This window comes from Bordetella ansorpii, assembly GCF_900078315.1.
Taxonomy (GTDB): Bacteria; Pseudomonadota; Gammaproteobacteria; order Burkholderiales; family Burkholderiaceae_B; genus Bordetella; species Bordetella ansorpii.
The window spans coordinates 968,364-985,936 of record NZ_FKBS01000014.1 but is presented as its reverse complement, the minus strand read 5'-3'; the positions used below and the strand labels follow the sequence as shown (position 1 = coordinate 985,936).

The following is a 17,573-nucleotide window of genomic DNA, read 5'->3' as shown; positions in this document are numbered from 1 at the left end:
CTAACACCCTCATTACGTCTGATAAATGGCGCCGTATTTCTGATATCCAGGTTGGAAGCTAAAATAGCTCGACATACTTCTCGGCTGGACCAGCAATGGGCATCAAGGCTTTTTCCGCTCACATCCTCGACTTCCCCGATCTCCAAGCCGAGAGAGACGATCGCGACCAACTGACCCGCGACGGCATTGACAGCGCGCGGGCTGGCAATACGGTATCCCACGAGCAAGTCCGAGCCTGGGTTGAATCCCTTGGACAAGCCAAGCCACTACCCATGCCGCAACCCACCGGACGACGCAACACGAGCCGTTGATGCTGCGCGTGACTTGGGCAGACAAAGCCCTGCACGACCTTCAACGCCTGTATCTTTTCCAGTCGGTCCATAATGGCGCAGCAGCCGCCGAAAATGTCGCGGCTGGGCTGCTCGATTTCATAGAGCACCTTCCGACCAATCCGCGAGTGTGGCGTCAGTTGAAGCAATTCCACGGTGAGATACGCCGCGGGCTATGGTCGCGTTATGAGATCCGCTACGAGATCGACGATATGGCAGGCGAAATACGCGTGATTCGTCTTTTCGAACAGCGAGAGAACAGGCAATTTTTATAACTCCGTGACTGAACAATCCCCCTTCCCCCTCCTGACCTGGACCGAATCCGGCGCCGACCATCAGTTGCGCTGGCGTTCCGAACGCGGCCTGCCGCCGCCCGTGCGCGTGATCACCGCCGACGACACCCTGGCGGCCGATGCGGCGTTCCGGCTGGCCAGCGAGGGCACCGCGTTGCTCTGGCAAGGCGACTTCCAGAATGCGCGGCTGCTGCTGCAGGCCATTGCGCGTCGCATCGACAAGCGCGCCAAGCCCATCGAGGGCGAGCCGCGCGAACGCTTCAACCGCTATCGCATGGCGCAGGCGCAGCGGGCGCGTACGCTGGGCATGCTGCTGGTGCCGGTGCAAGCGGACCATTCCATCACGCTGCGGCGCGCGCCCGACGTGCAAGAGGCCTGCCAGGAAGTCTATGGCGACGTGGACGAGGCGTACGCGATCTCGCTGCGCGAACTGCAAGGCCTGATCGGCGCGCACGAGTGGCGCCACAAGGGGGTCGAAGTCGGCCCGCTGGCCGGACGCATCCATCCGCACTACGGCGTGTTCTCGCCGGTGCGAGGCGAGTACCTGGACCTGATCGCCCGCGCGCCGCTTCCCACCGACGAACTGGCGTTCGACGTGGGCACGGGCACTGGCGTGCTGGCGGCCGTGCTGACCAAGCTGGGCGTGAAACGCATCATCGCCACCGACCAGGACGACCGCGCGCTGGCCTGCGCGAAAGACAACGTGGGCCGCCTGGGCTTGAAGCAACGCATCCTGGTCAAGCGCGCCGACCTGTTCCCCACGGGCACCGCGCCGCTGATCGTGTGCAACCCACCCTGGCTGCCGGCCAAGCCGGGTTCGCCGCTGGAACACGCGGTCTACGATCCCGACAGCCGCATGCTGCGCGGTTTCCTGCAAGGCTTGCGCGAACATCTGACGCCGGATGGCGAAGGCTGGCTGATCATGTCCGACCTGGCCGAGCGCCTGCAACTGCGCGCGCCGGGCGATCTGCAGGCCTGGATCGATGCGGCGGGCCTGAAGGTGCTGGACCGCATGGACGCCAAGCCGCGCCACGGCCGCGCGGCGGACGCCACCGATCCGCTGCATGCGGAGCGATCAAAGGAAGTGACGTCGCTGTGGCGCTTGGCGGCGGCTTGATTGGGGACGTGGCGCTCGGTCGAGTCACCGGGCGGACACGGATCGTTTTTCAGCGAGCGCGGGGCCTGTCATGCCCCGTGCCGAGCCCAGAACGCCGATGGCGTGATGATGGGATGCGTGTTCGACAAAGCCAGCAGGTCTTTGTCGCCGGTGATCAGGTAATCGGCGTTGGCGACTCGCAGTGTCGCCAGTACGGGCTGGTCGTCGGGATCTCGTAAATCAGGATCTTTTTCCTGATCGGGCTCGACAATGTCTGCCGTCAAGGAAAGGCTGTCGTACAAATCACGCATTGCTGCCTCGGTCAACACAGTCCGAGACAATCGCGGCAACACGCGCACCACTTCACTCAAAATGTGCTGCGATAGTACAACCGTCAAGGCCTTCTGGTTCCAGGCAGCAACGATGCGGCCTGGAACCCCTTCTGGATACGCCAACCCTGACACCAATACGTTGGTATCCAGCACAACCCTCAAGCTTGGCATCAGCGTGCCTTCTTTCGTTCCTCGGCAACCAAGGCATCGATCTCGGCCATGCCCTCTTCAGGAGGCACATCCGCATAGCGCCGTGCGATGTAGGCGCTGATTTCGTCGAAACGCTCCAACTTGCGTTGGATACGCGCGAACATTTCCGCATTGATCAAGGCGGCGACCGGCTTGCCGTCTTCGGTGATCACGATGCCATCGTTGTTGTGTTGAACTTGATCGAGCATATCGCCTAGGCTTTCCCGAAAGTTGACGGTGCTGACTTCGGTAATCATGGCTCACTCCCACCATAACGATCAATATGATCATTATGTCACTGTGCTCACTAACCACAACCCTCTAGAAGCTACCCGCCAACCCCAGCAACGCCCCCGCCAACAGCAACCACAACGGATGCACCCGCGTCAGCACCGACACCGCCGCGGTGCCCGCCGCGATCAGGGCCAGCAGCCAGTCGTGCACCGAGGTCTCGACGATCAGCCAGGCGCTGGCGGCCACCATGCCGGCGGTCACGGGCACCAGGCCCGCCTGCAACCGGGCGCGCCAGGGTTTGTGGCGAAAGCGCTCCCACAGGCCCATCACGGCCATCGTCACCAGCGACGAAGGCCCGAACTTGGCCACCGCCGTCACCAGCATGCCCGCCCAGCCCGCCACGTGCCAGCCCACCAGCGGCACGATCATCAGGTTGGGGCCGGGCGCGGCCTGGCTGAGCGCGAACAGCGCGCTGAAATCCGCGGCGGACATCCAGCCGTGTATCTCCACGACCTGGCGCTGCATTTCCGGCAGGATGGTGTTGCCGCCACCGAACGCCAGCAGCGACAGCTGGGTGAAGATCACCGCCAGTGCGATCAACGTGGCGCTCATTTTCCGGGCCTCCGCACCAGCAGCACGCTGACCGGTGTCAGCACCAGCATGGTCGGCAACAGCGGCAGGCGCAGCACCGCGATGGCCAGGCAGCCCGCCAGCGCCAGCAGCAGGCCTGCCACGCTGCGCCGCAGCGGCATCACGATCTTGATGGCCATGGCCACCAGCAGGCCCGCCGCCGCCGCGGCCAGGCCGGCGAAGACATGCTGCACATGGGGATCGGCGCTGTAGCGGTCGTACACCACGCCCAGCATGATGACCACGGCGGTAGGCACGGCGATCAGGCCCATCAGCGCGGCGAAGGCGCCCGAGGGCCCCCGGAACTTCATGCCGATGGCCACCGACATGTTGATGATGTTGCCCCCCGGGAGGAACTGGCACAGGCCCAGCAGTTCGCTGAACTCCGCGCCGCTCAGCCAGCGGCGGCGCTCGACCACCATGCTGCGCGCCAGCGGCAGCGCGCCGCCGAAGGCGGTCATGCCCAGCGTCAGGAACCCGATGAACAGTTCAAGGCGCGTGGGCGGCGGCGCGATGTCCGGCGCCGGGGAATGCTCGGAAAGATCCATGGACGGAATGCCGGGCGGCCCCGGCGGCAAGGCGGATGAAGGAAACCGGGGAGCCTACTCCCGGGCCGGTGCGCTGTCCATGCATGCCGCTCGCATCAGGAGAACGTCGGGGATCCGGCCGACGGCCCTTCGCGCCAGGCGCCGCAGACGTCGCGCCACGGCCAGGAACAACGCGCACCTGTTGGACGGCCGTCACGCAATGCCGCTGCATGGACCGGCCCGGCAACGCATTTCCGCACCACGCCCCTCACGTAGAATGTCACCGCCGCAACCAGGCGGCTTCGCATCATGACGCCCGCCACCCTCTCCGCTTCCCGCCAGAACGCCCTCCTGCCCATCACCTTGCTGGTGATCGCGATGATCTCCATCCAGGGCGGCGCGGCCCTTGCCAAGACCCTGTTTCCCACCGTGGGCGCCATCGGCACCTCGGCGCTGCGACTGCTGTTCTCCGCGATCATGCTGACGCTGGCGATGCGGCCCTGGCGCCTGAGGATGGACCGCGCCGGCTGGCTGGCCGCCGTGCCCTACGGGCTGTCGCTGGCGGGCATGAACCTGCTGTTCTATATGTCGGTGGAACGCATCCCGCTGGGCATCGCGGTGGCGGTCGAATTCACCGGCCCCCTGGCGCTGGCGGTGTTCTCGTCGCGCCGCGCCGCCGACTTCGTGTGGATCGCGCTGGCGGCCTGCGGCCTGTGGGTGCTGCTGCCCCACGACACGGGCGGCCACGCGCTGGATCCCTGGGGCGTGTTCTTCGCGGCCGCCGCCGGGGTGTGCTGGGCGGCCTACATCGTGTATGGCCGGCGCGCCAGCCTGAAGGGCGGCGTGCCCATGGTGGCGCTGGCGTCGATCGTGGCTGCCGCGGCGGTGTTGCCCATCGGCCTGGCGCAAGGCGGCACGGCGATGTTCTCGCTGGATATCCTGCCCTACGCGCTGGGGGTGGCGCTGCTGTCCAGCGCCCTGCCCTATGCGCTGGAAGTCTGGGTGCTGGCGCGGCTGCCGGCGCGCGTGTTCGGCACGCTGCTCAGCCTGGAATCGGCCTGCGCGGCCCTGTCCGGCCTGGTGTTCCTGGGCGAGACGCTGACGCTGGCGCAGTGGCTGGGCGTGGCGGCCATCGCGTCGGCCTCGGCGGGCGTCACGGCCACGCGCGGCAAGGACTGATCTCCTGCGCGCAATACGCCGACAGGCGCGCAGGCTTGTCATGCGTGCCGCGGCGATCGCACGATATCGAAGACACCGCACGAATGCCTCGTGGCCGGAGATCGGCTCGCACAGCACGCCGCCTGCCCGAGCCGGCCCCGGACCTGTCCACGATCAACTCAACTGCCTGTACACCTCGTCCGCCACGCGCTGCAGCGTGGCGCGGTCGATCTCGCCAGACAGGGCGTAGCCGAAACTGCCCTCGACCCAGTAGAACACCCGTACCGGGCCGTCCTGCGTGAACCGGAACGCGGTCTGGTTGCCGGTAGCCTCGCGCGTCACGTACAGCGTCAGCCGCTGGCCGTCGGGCGCCGAGTACATGAACTGCGCCACAGGGCCTTGCCCGCCGGGCAGCAGGCGGCCACCGACCAACTCGTAGCCTACGCCGCTCAATGCCGGCGCCTTCACCGCCGCGCCCAGCCGCTTGGTCAGCCACGTGACCAGGGCCTGTTCCTGGTCGGCGCCGACCTCGACGGGGCGCCGCACGTCGGCCGCGAAGACGGCATGGGCCACGGCGGCGCGGCGCGCAAAGGACGCGCCATCGGCAGCCCGCACGAGCGCAGGCGCGACGACCGCCTCGCGCGCGTCCACCGCTCCCCGCACGAACCACGCCGCGCCGGCACTGGCCACGGCCACCGCCAGGCCGGCCGCCAGGGCGCCCCAGCGCCGCACGGAAACCGACGCGCGTAGCGGGGGGGCCAAGGGCAGCCGCAACGGCAAGGGCTCGTCCAGCACGGGATCGAGCCACGCGCGCAGGGCATCGTTCTGCCGGCGCCAGCCGTCGACGCGCTGGCGCGCCTCGGGCTGCTGCGCCAGGAAGGCGGCGACCTCGGCGCGGCGCGCCTCGGGCAGTTGGCCGTCCGCACAGGCATGCAGATCGGCCTCGGTGATGGGCGTCCCGGTGGCCAGGACGGCGCGCAGGGTGTCGTCGCTCATGTCATTTGACGCTTTGCAGCCGGCTGGATGGCCGGGCTTCTTCTTCCGGCCGCGCCATCAGCGCGGCCAATCTTTCACGGGCCCGGGACAGGCGCGACATGACCGTGCCGACCGGCACGCCCAGCACCTGCGCCGCGTCCCGGTAACTGAATTCCTCGACGGCGACCAGCAGCAGCACTTCGCGCTGGTCTGCCGGCAGCCGTTGCAGGCAGCGGTCCAGGTCGCGCAGTTCCAGGCCATCGGCCTGCGCCGCGCGCACCGGGATCTCGGGCACTTCGGATTCGGCGTCGTACCCGGCCTGGCGCCGCTGGGCGCGCAGGCCGTCGATGAAGAGGTTGTGCATGATGCCGAACATCCATGCGCGCAGTTCGCCGCGCCGCTGCCAGCGCGAGAACCGGCCCCAGGCACGCTCCAGCGTGTCCTGGACCAGGTCGTCGGCCTGCTCGCGGTCCGCGGCAAGGCCGCGCGCGTAGCGCCGCAGGCTGGGGATGCAGGCCACGATCCGGGCCTCGTCCTCGGCGCGCATGGGGTCGGCTTCCCGCTGTCAGGGCTTGATGACGTGCCAGACGCCGCCCACGCCGTCGCCGGTCTTGTCGCCCGCCTTGGCGTCCTTGACGAACAGGTATACCGGCTTGCCCTTGTAGGCCCATTGCCTGGCGCCGTCGTCCCGCGTGGCGATGCTCCAGTCGCCCTCGGGCTTGGCGCCGGCGGCCGCCGCCACGGGCGGCCAGTTGGTGGCGCATTGGCCGTTGCAGACGCTCTTGCCGCTGTTGGCCTGGTCCTTGTCGAACGTGTAGAGGGTCATGCCCTTCTGGTCGACCAGGATGCCGTCGCGGGGCATGGCGGGAGACTGGGCCTGGGCGCCGGCGGCGTACAGGGCGGAGACGGCGATGAAAGCGGCGGCTGCGGTACGGATGGACATGTCTGGCTCCTTTAGGGGACGGGGCGGCGAGCCGGATGCGGCCCGTTGTCGAACGCCCTCGTCCCTACAGACGATGGCGGCCCGCCTTTTATTCCAGATCCGGTCCCCGATCATCCGCCGCGCCGGCCGCCAGCACAACCGCCGGGGTCAAGGATGGCCGTTCCTGGCCTCGTGTAGCATGTGCAGGGTGATCTTGCGTACCTCGGCCTTGCTGATCTCGATATGCGACTTCAACATGATGCGCGCAGGTTCGGCATTGCGGGCCAGGATGGCACGGAGTATGGCGGCGTGCTCGTCATAGGTCGCGTCCACCCGGTACTCCTTGGTGAAATCCAGGCGGCGCACCAGGCGGATCTTCTCGGTGACGTCGCGATGGATCTGGGCCATTTCGGGATTGCCCACCGCCGAGACCAAGGCGCAATGAAAAGCCTCGTCGAGCTGGGCCACCAGTTTCCCATCACGGATGCGCTGGTCCGGCGGCACCAGCCAGACGTCCTGAAGCGCGCCGAGGATACCGGTGGGATCCATTTCCGATCGCCCGCACAGGCGATCCACCGCGGCCAGCTCCAGCACGATGCGCACGTCGTACAGGGCCTCGAACCGCTCGAAATCGAACGGACGAACCTGCCAGCCGCTGCGCTGGCGCACCAGCAGGAAGCCCTCGCGTTCCAGGCGCGCCAACCCCTGCCGGATCGGCGTGCGGCTGACGCCCAGCCGCGCCACCATGTCGGCCTCGCTGAACATGTCGCCCGGCAAGAGGCGGAACTCGAACAGATCTTCTTTGACACGCTCGTACACGGCATCGGCCAGCGACCCCGTGCCAGCCACCAGCGGGCGCAGGCTCGTCGCCATCAGTAGGGTCGTTCGCATGTCGGGTCTCGCCTCAATCGGTATCGTCATCCAGCACGACGAGCGGATCACCCATGTCGACCCGCTTGCCCGGGCCGCAGTGTATCGCGGCGACCGTGCCCGCCCGCGGCGCGGCCACGACCAGTTCCATCTTCATCGCCTCGATCACCACCAGCGGATCGCCCGCCTGCACGGACTGGCCGACCTCGACCGGAATCTTCCATACGCTGCCGGACATGTCGGCGGCCACCAGGCTCTGGCCTGCAGCCAGAGGCACCTCCTGGGTTTGGGCGGGCGGCTCCGTCGTCTGCGCAACGCTGTCGTCCTCCGCCTGCCAGAGCGCCACCTCCGCCTCGAACGCACTGCGCTGCCGCGCACGGAACGATTCGATGCTGTCGGCCTGCTCGGCCAGGAACCGTTCGTATTCGGCGAAGTCGAAGGTCTCCTGTTCAATGCGCAGGCCGATACGGCCCGCGCGGAAGTCCGCTCTCATGCCATCCAGCTCGGCCTCGCTGACCGGATAGAAGCGCACCTGGTCGAAGAAGCGCAGCAGCCAGGGCTTTTCGTCCTGGAATACGGGGTTCTTCAGGAACTTGTTCCAGATGGGCAGCGTGCGGCCGACCAACTGATAGCCGCCCGGCGAGTCCATGCCGTAGATGCACATGTAGACCCCGCCGATACCCACCGTGCCCTCCGCCGTAAAGGTGCGTGCCGGGTTGTACTTCGACGTCAACAGGCGATGGCGCGGATCGATCGGCACCGCGCACGGCGCACCCAGATAGACGTCGCCCAGGCCCATCACCAGGTAACTGGCCTCGAACACGATGCGCCTGACCTCCTCTCGCGACGACAGGCCGTTGATCCGCTGGATGAAATCCACGTTGTTCGGCAGCCACGGCGCCTGGGCGCGCACGGTCTCGCGATAACGGTCGACCGCGCCCAGCGTCGCGCTGTCCTCGAAAGCCATGGGCAGGTACACGACACGCGTGGGCACCTTGACCTGCGACGCGTCGGGCAGCGACTGCTCGATCTCCAGCAGACGGGCCACCAGCTCCGGTTGCGCGATCCGCCGCCCTTCGTAGCGGATCTGCAGCGAGCGCACGCCGGGCGACAACTCTTCCACACCCGGTATCGGATCGGCTTGCAACGCCTGCATCAGCAAATGCACGCGCAGCCTCAGCGCCAGGTCCAGCACGTTCTCGCCGTACTCCAGCAGCAGATAGCCGTCCCCGGCCTGCCGGTAGGCCACCGCCGGCCGACCCGGCGCCGCTGGCAGGCTGGCGACGATCGTGGCCGCCTCGCCCCCGGCAGCCGGCACGTCGAGCCGCACGCGCGTCAGGCCCTCGATACTGGCATCCTGCGCACGCTCCAGCGCGACGGCCTGCGCATAGTCGATCCGCTTGAAGCGGATCCGGTCTCCCGGCTTGACCTGGCCCACTTTCCACAGTTCCGCACGGGCGATGGTCACGGGGCAGACGAACCCGCCCAGGCTGGGACCGTCGCGCGTCAGAATCACCGGACTGTCTCCGGTGAAGTTGATGCTGCCGACCGCGTACTCGCAATCATGGATGTTCGAGGGGTGCAGCCCCGCTTCGCCACCGTCCTGGCGCGCCCAGGTCGGCCGGGGCCCCGTCAACCGGACGCCCAGGCGATTCGAGTTGTAGTGCACCTCCCAATCAGCGGAGAAGAAGGCATCGATGGCTTCCCGCGTGAAGAAATCAGGGGCGCCATGCGGGCCGTACAGCACCCCGATCTCCCAGTGGCTACCGTACTCTGGAGCCAGGTCCGCGGCAGGCGCCTGCGGCGCGCGCGTGGCGGCGGGGGCATCGGACAGCCGCGAGTCTGCCCTGCCCAGCGGCAGCATGTCTCCCATGCGCAGGATGCGGCCGGCATGTCCGCCGAACTGGCCCAGCGCGAACGTCGAGCGGCTGCCGAGGTACACCGGCACATCGAATCCCTGGCGCACCGCCAGGTAGACGCGGCATCCGCTGGACACCCGGCCCGTCTCCAGCGTCTGGCCCGCGCGCACGGCGATGGGCCGCCACATCTCCACAGGCTGGCCATCCAGCATGGCGGCGCACTCCCCTCCCGTCAGCGCGATGACCGTGTCGCAGTGAAAGCGCAGCGCCGGGCCGGCCAGGGTAGCTTCCAGCCCGGCCGCCTCCGGCGCATTGCCCACGATGCGGTTGGCCAGCCTGAAGGCATAGTCGTCCATGGGCCCGGAAGGCGGCACGCCGATGTCCCAATAACCTGTGCGGCCAGGATAGTCCTGGATGCTGGTGTAGGTGCCCGCCTGCAGCACCTCGACCGCGGCGGGGCGGTAGGCGAACGATTCCAGGAAACGCGTGGAGACCTTGCCCTCGCGAAAGCCGGAGTCGTCCACGATCTGCCGCAGATAGTCCAGGTTGGTGGCGATACCCTGCAAGCGTGTCCGCGCCAGTGCGTCGGACAGGCGGTCCAGGGCCTCCTGCCTGTCCTTGCCGTGCACGATCAGTTTGGCCAGCAACGGATCGTAGAAGGCAGGCACCTCGGTGCCTGTCTCGACCCATCCATCCACCCGGGCATCGGCCGGAAAGCGCACCTCGGTCAGCACACCCGGCGAAGGCTGGAACTGGCGCAACGGATCTTCGGCATACAGGCGCACCTCGATCGAGGCGCCGGCGGGCTGCACCTGCATCGCCCGCCAGTCCAGATCGCCCGCGGCCACGCGCAGCATGCACGCCACCAGATCCAGCCCGGTGACCGACTCGGTGACGGGATGCTCGACCTGCAGGCGCGTATTCACTTCCAGGAAATAGAAGCTGTCGCGGGCGCCGTCGTAGATGAATTCGACCGTGCCGGCGGAACGATAGGACACCGACTCGCCCAGCCGCACCGCGGCCTGCAGCAGGGCTTGCCGCGTGGCCGCGGGCAACAGCGGCGCCGGGGTTTCCTCGATCACCTTCTGGTTGCGCCGCTGCACCGAGCAGTCGCGCTCGCCCAGCGCGGCCACGCGCCCCTGGCCGTCGCCGAATATCTGGACCTCCACGTGGCGGGCGCCGTCCACGTAGCGCTCGATGAAGACGCCGCCATCGCGAAAGAAATGCGTGCCCATGCGCTGCACGCCCTCGAAGGCGGCGCGCAGTTCAGCGGGATCGGCGCAACGCGACAGGCCGATGCCGCCACCGCCCGCCGTGCTTTTCAACATGACCGGATAGCCGATGCGCTCGGCCTGCGTCAGCGCGTCGTCCAGGCTATCCAGCAGACCCGTGCCGGGCGTCATGGGCACGCCCGCGGCCGCCGCCAGTTCGCGGGCACGGTGCTTCAAGCCGAACTCGCGGATCTGCGTCGGCGTCGGCCCCACGAAGGCGATGCCGGCAGCCTCGCAAGCCTCGGCGAACTCGGCGCTCTCGGACAGGAAACCATAGCCGGGGAAGATCGCCTGCGCCCCGGTCCGGCGCGCGGCGTCCAGCAACGCGTCGATGCGCAGGTAACTGTCGGCGGCCTTCTCGCCGCCCAGCGCCACGGCCACGTCCGCGGCGCGCACGTGCGGCGCATCGCGGTCCGGATCGGAATAGACGGCTACGCTGCGGATGCCCAGCGCCTTGAGCGTGCGGATGGCGCGCACGGCGATCTCGCCACGGTTGGCGATCAATACGGTATCGAACATGTCTGTCGCTCCTGGTTCGCTCAACGCGCCGTCGTGGTGTTCAGGCTGGCGATGAACGCCCGCCACCCACCGAATTCGGTGATGTCGCGCGCGCCCGCCAGCGCACGCGGTTCGCAGATGAATCCCTTGACGAGACGGCCATCGGCCAGTTCCAGCGTGCCGATGCCCAGCGGCCCGGGTACCTCGGCCACGAAACTGCCGAAGGCCGCGGCGGGCACGTCCCACAGCTCGACGACGATGGATGCGCCGTGCTCGCTGTGCACCAGGCCCGGCTTGGGCGGCGTGGTGTTGGCCAGCGCGTAGAGGCGATAGGACGGGGCGGTCATGGTCTGTTCGGCCAGCACCGCGCCACGCGAGGTCAGTTGATGGTTCAGCGGCATGCCGGTCAGGTGGGCGCCCACCACGGCGACGCGAATCGTGCCTGTCTGCGGCCCATTGAAGGCGGGCTCGGCAGCAGGCGCCGGCACGCCAGTGGCGCCCAGCGGCAAGGCGCGGCTGGCCTGCCAGAGGCGGCCAAAGACCGCCAGCGCGTCGTCCTGCCACGCGGCGCCGATCAGCGTGATGCCCGTGGGCAATCCGTCCTCGCGCATGCCGGCGGGCAGCGCCAGCGCACTCAGATCGGCCAGGTTGGCGAAGTTGGTGTAGTAACCCAGCCGCGAGTTCAAGGCGATGGGATCGGCCAGCAACTGCTCGATGGTGTAGATCGACGGGGAGGTCGGCACCACCAGGGCATCGAAACCGGACAGCGCGGCGTGGATGACGGCCGTGAGTTCGGCGCGGCGATATTCCGCCCGGAAAGCGTCGGCGGCGGTATACCGCGATGCCTGCTCGACAATGGACCGCACCACGGGATGAATGGCCTCGGGTTGCTTGCGCCACAGGCTTTCCACCGCGCAGAACCGCTCTGCCACCCACGGTCCCTGATAAAGCAGTTCGGCCAGCTCCGTGAATGGGGTGAAGTCGATGGGCTCGATGACCGCTCCCAGTGCCTGCAGGTCCTTCAGCGATTGCTCGAAGGCGCGGCGCGCCTGTTCGTCGCCGTGGAACTCGGGATGGGCCGGCACGGCCAGGCGGGGCGAACTCGGCCAGGGCAGTGCCGAATCCGGACGGATACGCGAGTAAGGATCCCGGCGGTCATGTCCGCCGGCAATCCCGGCGACCAGGCTCGCGTCGCTCACGGTCAGTGCGAACACGGAGACGCAGTCCAGTGTGCGGCAGGCCGGCACCACGCCCGCCGTGCTGAGCCAGCCCCGCGTGGGCTTGAGCCCGACCAGATTATTGAATCCCGCCGGCACGCGGCCCGAGCCGGCCGTATCCGTACCCAACGAGAAGACCGCCAGCCCTCGCGCCACGACCGATGCCGAACCCGAGCTGGATCCGCCGCTGACGTATGCCGGGTCGAAGCTGTTTGCCACCGGACCGAACGGAGATCGCGTCCCCACCAGCCCCGTGGCGAACTGGTCCAGGTTCGTCTTGCCCACCAGCACCGCGCCCGCCGCGCGCAACCGGGCGACGACGGTCGCGTCCTGCGCCGGCAGATACGCAAACTCGGGGCAGCCTGCGGTCGTCGGCCAACCGGCCGCATCGATGTTGTCCTTGATGGAGAACGGCACGCCGTACAGCGGCAACCGGGCCAGATCGCCACCCACGGCTTGCAGCCGTTCGTCCAACTCGCGCAACTGCGCCGCCAGGCGCCCCTCATCCAGCCTGGCGATCCACGCATTGTCCTGCGGATCGAGCTCTAGATAAGAGGCCAGCAGATCACCAGGCGTGGCGCCCGCCGCATAGGCCTGCTGCCATTGAGCAACGGTCCACCCGGACCGGGACTGCGTATCTGTGCTGGCGTTCATTTAAGGATTCCATCTGGGATTCAAGTATGGATTCACTAAGCAACAGCCATGCCAAATCTGGCGTTGTCCGCGAAATATCCCTGTTTGAAAGGATCTTGAGAGCGGAAATCACATTTCGACCGCTTTCCAGAAATCCAGCGATGGCGCGAGAGACGCACCAAATACGAGCATTTCATGCACCGAACCCATGCCTTCTGCACCAAAAAGAAGGGCGCTCCGCGACCCGGGTTATCCCACCCCCGACGCGCTCTCGCCCTGGAGGACATACGGTTTTCGACGTATTGGCATGGGTCTTGCTTTTGTCCCCAAGGTCCGCACTCGATCCGCTGCCTGTGGGTCGGCAGAGGCACCCCCCGCGGACCGTCGGGTAGTCGTTCCCTTCTCGGAAAACACGCATGCCGGCACGAACCGGCCTCTATCACAGGAGTCACCATGCAACGCAGACTAGTCCTCAAACAACTCACCGCGGCCAGCCTGCTGGCCATGGCTGGGGGATGGGTGTCGACCGCGGCGGCGGCCGACACCATCAAGGTCGGCATCCTGCATTCGCTGTCCGGCACCATGGCCATCTCGGAAACGTCGCTGAAGGACGTCGCGCTGATGACCATCGACGAAATCAATGCCAAGGGCGGCGTGATGGGCAAGAAACTCGAACCCGTGATCGTGGATCCGGCCTCGAACTGGCCGCTGTTCGCCGAGAAGGCCCGCCAGTTGCTCAGCCAGGACAAGGTCGACGTGGTGTTCGGCTGCTGGACCTCGGTGTCGCGCAAGTCGGTGCTGCCGGTCTTCAAGGAACTGAACGGCCTGCTGTTCTACCCCGTGCAGTACGAGGGCGAAGAACTGGAGAAGAACGTGTTCTACACCGGCGCCGCGCCCAACCAGCAGGCCATCCCCGCCGTGGAATACCTGATGAGCGAAGACGGCGGCGGCGCCAAGCGCTTCGTGCTGCTGGGCACCGACTACGTCTACCCACGCACCACCAACAAGATCCTGCGCGCCTTCCTGCACTCCAAGGGCGTGAAGGACAGCGACATCGACGAGGTCTACACCCCGTTCGGCCATTCCGACTACCAGACCATCGTGGCGAACATCAAGAAGTTCGCGGCAGGCGGCAAGACGGCCGTGATCTCCACCATCAACGGCGACTCGAACGTGCCGTTCTACAAGGAACTGGGCAACGCGGGCCTGAAGGCCACCGACGTGCCGGTCGTCGCCTTCTCGGTGGGCGAAGAAGAACTGCGCGGCGTGGATACCAAGCCGCTGGTCGGCCACCTGGCCGCGTGGAACTACTTCCAGTCGATCAAGAATCCGGTCAACGCCGAGTTCGTGAAGAAGTGGAAGGACTACGCAAAAGCCAAGAACCTGCCGAACGCGGCCACCGCCGTCACCAACGACCCGATGGAAGCCACGTATATCGGCATCCACATGTGGAAGCAGGCGGTCGAGCAGGCCAAGACCACCGACGTCGACAAGGTGATCGCGGCCATGGGCGGCCAGAAGTTCACGGCGCCGGACGGCTACACCATCGAGATGGACAAGAGCAACCATCACCTGCACAAGCCCGTGTACATCGGCGAAGTGCAGGCAGACGGCCAGTTCAATGTGGTCTGGAAAAGCAAGGGCCCGATCCGCGCCCAGCCGTGGAGCCCGTTCATCCCCGGCAACGAAAGCAAGCAAGGCCTGTAAACGCAGAAAAAGGGCGCAGCCATGCGACTTGCGGCACTCACCGGCCGAATGGGCCGGTTCCTGCTGGGCTGCGCGCTCGGCCTGGCGGCCTTGGCCGCCAGCGCCGGCGCGCAGGGCCTGGACCCGGCATTGCTGGCCCCCCTGGCCGGCGACGAGACCGACGCCAAACTGGACACCATCGACCGCCTGGGCCGCCTGCCCGATCCCCAGGCGGCCGAGGTGCTGAAGGCGCTGGGCGACGGCCAGTTGCTGGCCACGCCCGCCGGCCGCGTCATGATCGAACGCGAGGACGGACAGACGCTGGACGCCGCCACCGGGCAACCGCAAGCCAGGCCCGATGACGCCGACAGCGTCATGATCAACAACCGCCTGCGCCGCGCCATCAGCGGCGCGCTGGCGACTTCCCAACTCTATTCCAAGGCGCCCGCCGAACGCCTGGCCGCCGCGCAGCGCCTGCAGCAGAGCAGCGACGCCAGCCGCCTGCCGCTGCTGGCCGAGGCGATCAAGCGCGAGAATGACGAGCAGGTGCGCGGCGCGCTCGAAACCGCGCAGGCCCGCCTGCAATTGGCCTCGGACGATCCCGCGTTGCGCCGCGCCGCCGCGCAGGCCCTGGGCGAAACGCGCAACGCGGCCTTCCGGCCATTGCTGGCGGCGCTGGTGCAGACCAACGCCGACGGCGGCCACGCCGAACCCGACGCCGGCGTGCGAGCGGCCGCCGAGACCGCGCTGCGCGCGATCGACCGGCACATGGCCACGCTGGAATGGGCGGGCAATCTCTTCTATGGCGTCAGCCTGGGCAGCGTGCTGCTGCTGGCCGCGCTGGGCCTGGCCATCACCTTCGGGCTGATGGGCGTGATCAACATGGCGCACGGCGAGCTGCTGATGATCGGCGCCTACACCGCCTACATGGTGCAGACCGTGTTCCGCCAGTACCTGCCGGGCTGGATCGACTGGTATGTGGTGGCGGCGCTGCCCGCGGCCTTCGTGGTGACGGCGCTGGTCGGCATGGCGCTGGAGCGCACCGTGATCCGCTGGCTGTACGGACGGCCGCTGGAAACCCTGCTGGCCACGTGGGGCATCAGCCTGATGCTGATGCAGACCGTGCGCACGCTGTTCGGCGCGCAGAACGTCGAGGTCAGCAATCCCAGCTGGATGTCGGGCGGCATGACCGTGATGGGCGGGCTGGTGCTCAGCTACAACCGCATCGCCATCATAGTCTTCGCCATGCTGGTCGTGTTCTTCGTGTGGCTGCTGCTGAACCACACGCGCCTGGGGCTGTTCGTGCGCGCCATCACGCAGAACCGCCGCATGGCCGACTGCGTGGGCGTGCCCACGGGCCGCATCGACATGCTGGCCTTCGGCCTGGGCTCGGGCATCGCCGGCCTGGCGGGCGTGGCGCTGTCGCAGCTGGGCAACGTGGGCCCCGACCTGGGCCGTGGGTACATCGTGGATTCGTTCATGGTGGTGGTGCTGGGCGGCGTGGGCCAACTGGCCGGCACGGTGATCGCGGCGCTGGGCCTGGGCGGCGTCAACAAGTTCCTGGAACCCTACGCGGGCGCGGTCATGGCCAAGATCACCATCCTGATCCTCATCGTGCTGTTCGTCCAGAAGCGGCCGCAAGGCCTGTTCGCCCCGCGCGGCCGGAGCGTCGAATGAAATCCGACTCGTTTCCTCCCGATCTGCTGGCCTGCGCGCACCGGCCGCTGTTTGCGCCGCGCGCCTGGCTGGCGCTGGCCATCGTGGCCGGCCTGCTGGCGCTGCTGCCCGCATTGAACCTGTTCTTCGCGCCGGGCCATGCCCTGCACGTGTCCTCGTACATGGTGGCGCTGGCCGGCAAATTCATGTGCTATGCCCTGGCCGCGCTGGCGCTGGACCTGGTGTGGGGCTACGCCGGCATCCTGTCGCTGGGGCACGGCCTGTTCTTCGCCCTGGGCGGCTACGCGCACGGCATGTACCTGATGCGCGCCATCGGCCGCGACGGCGTCTACCAGAGCGACCTGCCCGACTTCATGGTGTTCCTGAACTGGAAGGAATACCCCTGGTACTGGGCGTTCACCGAGCACTATGCCTACGCCATGCTGCTGGTGGTGCTGGTGCCGGGCGTGCTGGCCTTCCTGTTCGGCTACTTCGCATTCCGCTCGCGCATCAAGGGCGTGTACTTCTCGATCATCACGCAGGCGCTTACCTACGCGGCCATGCTGCTGTTCTTCCGCAACGACACGGGCTTCGGCGGCAACAACGGCTTCACCGACTTCAAGCGCATCCTGGGCTTCGACATCACCGCGCCCTCGACCCGCGCCGCGCTGTACTGGATCACGCTGCTGGCGCTGGCCGGCTCGCTGGTGGTGGCGCGCATGGTCACGCAATCCAAGCTGGGCCGCGTGCTGACCGCCGTGCGCGACTCGGAAAGCCGCCTGCGCTTCCTGGGCTACGAGCCGCTGGGCTTCAAGCTGTTCGTGTGGACGCTGTCCGCCGTGATGTGCGGCATCGCCGGCGCGCTGTACGTGCCGCAGGTGGGCATCATCAACCCGGGCGAGATGTCCACCGAGAACTCCATCGAGATGGTGATCTGGGTCGCTACCGGCGGGCGCGGCACGCTGGTCGGCCCCATCATCGGCGCGGGTGTCGTCAACGGCCTGAAGACCTGGTTCACCAGCGTGGCGCCCGAGTTCTGGCTGTATGCGCTGGGCCTGATCTTCGTGCTGGTCACGCTGTTCCTGCCGCAGGGCATCGTGGGGCTGGCGCGCCGCTGCGCGCGCCGCTGGCAGGAACGGCGCGCACCGGTGCACGCCCGGGAGCAGAAGGCATGAACGCGCCCGGCCATCCCGAACCT

Annotated in this window: 16 protein-coding genes; 6 read left to right on the top strand and 10 right to left on the bottom strand. The window is 67.6% G+C overall.

Annotated elements, in window-relative coordinates; all coding sequences use genetic code 11:
• Positions 1 to 310 precede the first annotated feature (310 nt).
• Both A7W11_RS12140 and A7W11_RS12135 read left to right on the top strand, forming a co-directional pair.
• Positions 311 to 604 carry a type II toxin-antitoxin system RelE/ParE family toxin gene (locus A7W11_RS12140; RefSeq protein WP_156523053.1) on the top strand — a complete coding sequence of 98 codons (294 nt, stop codon included), beginning with the start codon at positions 311 to 313 and terminating at the stop codon, positions 602 to 604.
• A gap of 4 nt (positions 605 to 608) precedes the next feature.
• Positions 609 to 1,739 (top strand): 50S ribosomal protein L11 methyltransferase, encoded by a 1,131-nt coding sequence (locus A7W11_RS12135; RefSeq protein WP_066412372.1) that lies wholly within the window; start codon positions 609 to 611, stop codon positions 1,737 to 1,739.
• Positions 1,740 to 1,807: 68 nt separating this feature from the next.
• On the opposite strand, the gene A7W11_RS12130 is transcribed toward A7W11_RS12135, so the two are convergent.
• The 4 genes from A7W11_RS12130 to A7W11_RS12115 form a co-directional block, all read right to left on the bottom strand.
• The gene (locus A7W11_RS12130) at positions 1,808 to 2,203 is read right to left on the bottom strand and encodes a putative toxin-antitoxin system toxin component, PIN family (RefSeq protein WP_235816857.1); all 396 of its coding nucleotides are present in this window, start codon (positions 2,201 to 2,203) and stop codon (positions 1,808 to 1,810) included.
• A gap of 17 nt (positions 2,204 to 2,220) precedes the next feature.
• Positions 2,221 to 2,496, bottom strand: a complete 276-nt coding sequence (locus tag A7W11_RS12125) for a type II toxin-antitoxin system Phd/YefM family antitoxin (RefSeq protein WP_066412356.1) — start codon at positions 2,494 to 2,496, stop codon at positions 2,221 to 2,223.
• A 64-nt stretch (positions 2,497 to 2,560) separates the two neighbouring features.
• The gene (locus A7W11_RS12120; RefSeq protein ID WP_066412348.1) at positions 2,561 to 3,085 is read right to left on the bottom strand and encodes a chromate transporter; all 525 of its coding nucleotides are present in this window, start codon (positions 3,083 to 3,085) and stop codon (positions 2,561 to 2,563) included.
• Positions 3,082 to 3,651, bottom strand: coding sequence for a chromate transporter (locus A7W11_RS12115; RefSeq protein WP_066412332.1), 570 nt, complete (start codon positions 3,649 to 3,651; stop codon positions 3,082 to 3,084). The genes A7W11_RS12120 and A7W11_RS12115 overlap by 4 nt, the downstream gene beginning before the upstream one ends.
• A gap of 357 nt (positions 3,652 to 4,008) precedes the next feature.
• Between A7W11_RS12115 and A7W11_RS12110 the strand changes: the two genes are divergently transcribed.
• Positions 4,009 to 4,809 (top strand): EamA family transporter, encoded by an 801-nt coding sequence (locus tag A7W11_RS12110; RefSeq protein WP_066413969.1) that lies wholly within the window; start codon positions 4,009 to 4,011, stop codon positions 4,807 to 4,809.
• Positions 4,810 to 4,962: 153 nt separating this feature from the next.
• Here A7W11_RS12110 and A7W11_RS12105 read toward each other — a convergent pair whose 3' ends face one another.
• From A7W11_RS12105 to atzF, 6 genes are all read right to left on the bottom strand, one after another.
• Positions 4,963 to 5,784 carry an anti-sigma factor family protein gene (locus A7W11_RS12105; protein ID WP_066412330.1) on the bottom strand — a complete coding sequence of 274 codons (822 nt, stop codon included), beginning with the start codon at positions 5,782 to 5,784 and terminating at the stop codon, positions 4,963 to 4,965.
• A 1-nt stretch (position 5,785) separates the two neighbouring features.
• Positions 5,786 to 6,310, bottom strand: coding sequence for an RNA polymerase sigma factor (locus A7W11_RS12100; protein WP_066412328.1), 525 nt, complete (start codon positions 6,308 to 6,310; stop codon positions 5,786 to 5,788).
• Between the two features lie 18 nt (positions 6,311 to 6,328).
• On the bottom strand, positions 6,329 to 6,706 hold the full coding sequence (locus A7W11_RS12095; protein ID WP_066412325.1) for a COG4315 family predicted lipoprotein: 378 nt from the start codon (positions 6,704 to 6,706) through the stop codon (positions 6,329 to 6,331).
• A gap of 147 nt (positions 6,707 to 6,853) precedes the next feature.
• The gene (locus A7W11_RS12090) at positions 6,854 to 7,576 is read right to left on the bottom strand and encodes a GntR family transcriptional regulator (protein WP_082887211.1); all 723 of its coding nucleotides are present in this window, start codon (positions 7,574 to 7,576) and stop codon (positions 6,854 to 6,856) included.
• A 13-nt stretch (positions 7,577 to 7,589) separates the two neighbouring features.
• Positions 7,590 to 11,204, bottom strand: a complete 3,615-nt coding sequence (uca, locus tag A7W11_RS12085; RefSeq protein ID WP_066412320.1) for an urea carboxylase — start codon at positions 11,202 to 11,204, stop codon at positions 7,590 to 7,592.
• A gap of 20 nt (positions 11,205 to 11,224) precedes the next feature.
• On the bottom strand, positions 11,225 to 13,054 hold the full coding sequence (gene atzF, locus A7W11_RS12080) for an allophanate hydrolase (RefSeq protein ID WP_066412317.1): 1,830 nt from the start codon (positions 13,052 to 13,054) through the stop codon (positions 11,225 to 11,227).
• Positions 13,055 to 13,486: 432 nt separating this feature from the next.
• Between atzF and urtA the strand changes: the two genes are divergently transcribed.
• Genes urtA through urtC form a run of 3 tightly spaced genes read left to right on the top strand, consistent with a single transcriptional unit; the run spans position 13,487 to position 17,550 of the window.
• Positions 13,487 to 14,740 (top strand): urea ABC transporter substrate-binding protein, encoded by a 1,254-nt coding sequence (urtA, locus tag A7W11_RS12075; RefSeq protein WP_066412313.1) that lies wholly within the window; start codon positions 13,487 to 13,489, stop codon positions 14,738 to 14,740.
• A 21-nt stretch (positions 14,741 to 14,761) separates the two neighbouring features.
• Complete coding sequence (urtB, locus tag A7W11_RS12070; RefSeq protein ID WP_066412310.1) at positions 14,762 to 16,396, top strand: urea ABC transporter permease subunit UrtB; 1,635 nt, start codon at positions 14,762 to 14,764, stop codon at positions 16,394 to 16,396.
• Positions 16,393 to 17,550, top strand: a complete 1,158-nt coding sequence (urtC, locus tag A7W11_RS12065) for an urea ABC transporter permease subunit UrtC (RefSeq protein WP_066412308.1) — start codon at positions 16,393 to 16,395, stop codon at positions 17,548 to 17,550. The genes urtB and urtC overlap by 4 nt, the downstream gene beginning before the upstream one ends.
• The last annotated feature ends 23 nt before the right edge of the window (positions 17,551 to 17,573 follow it).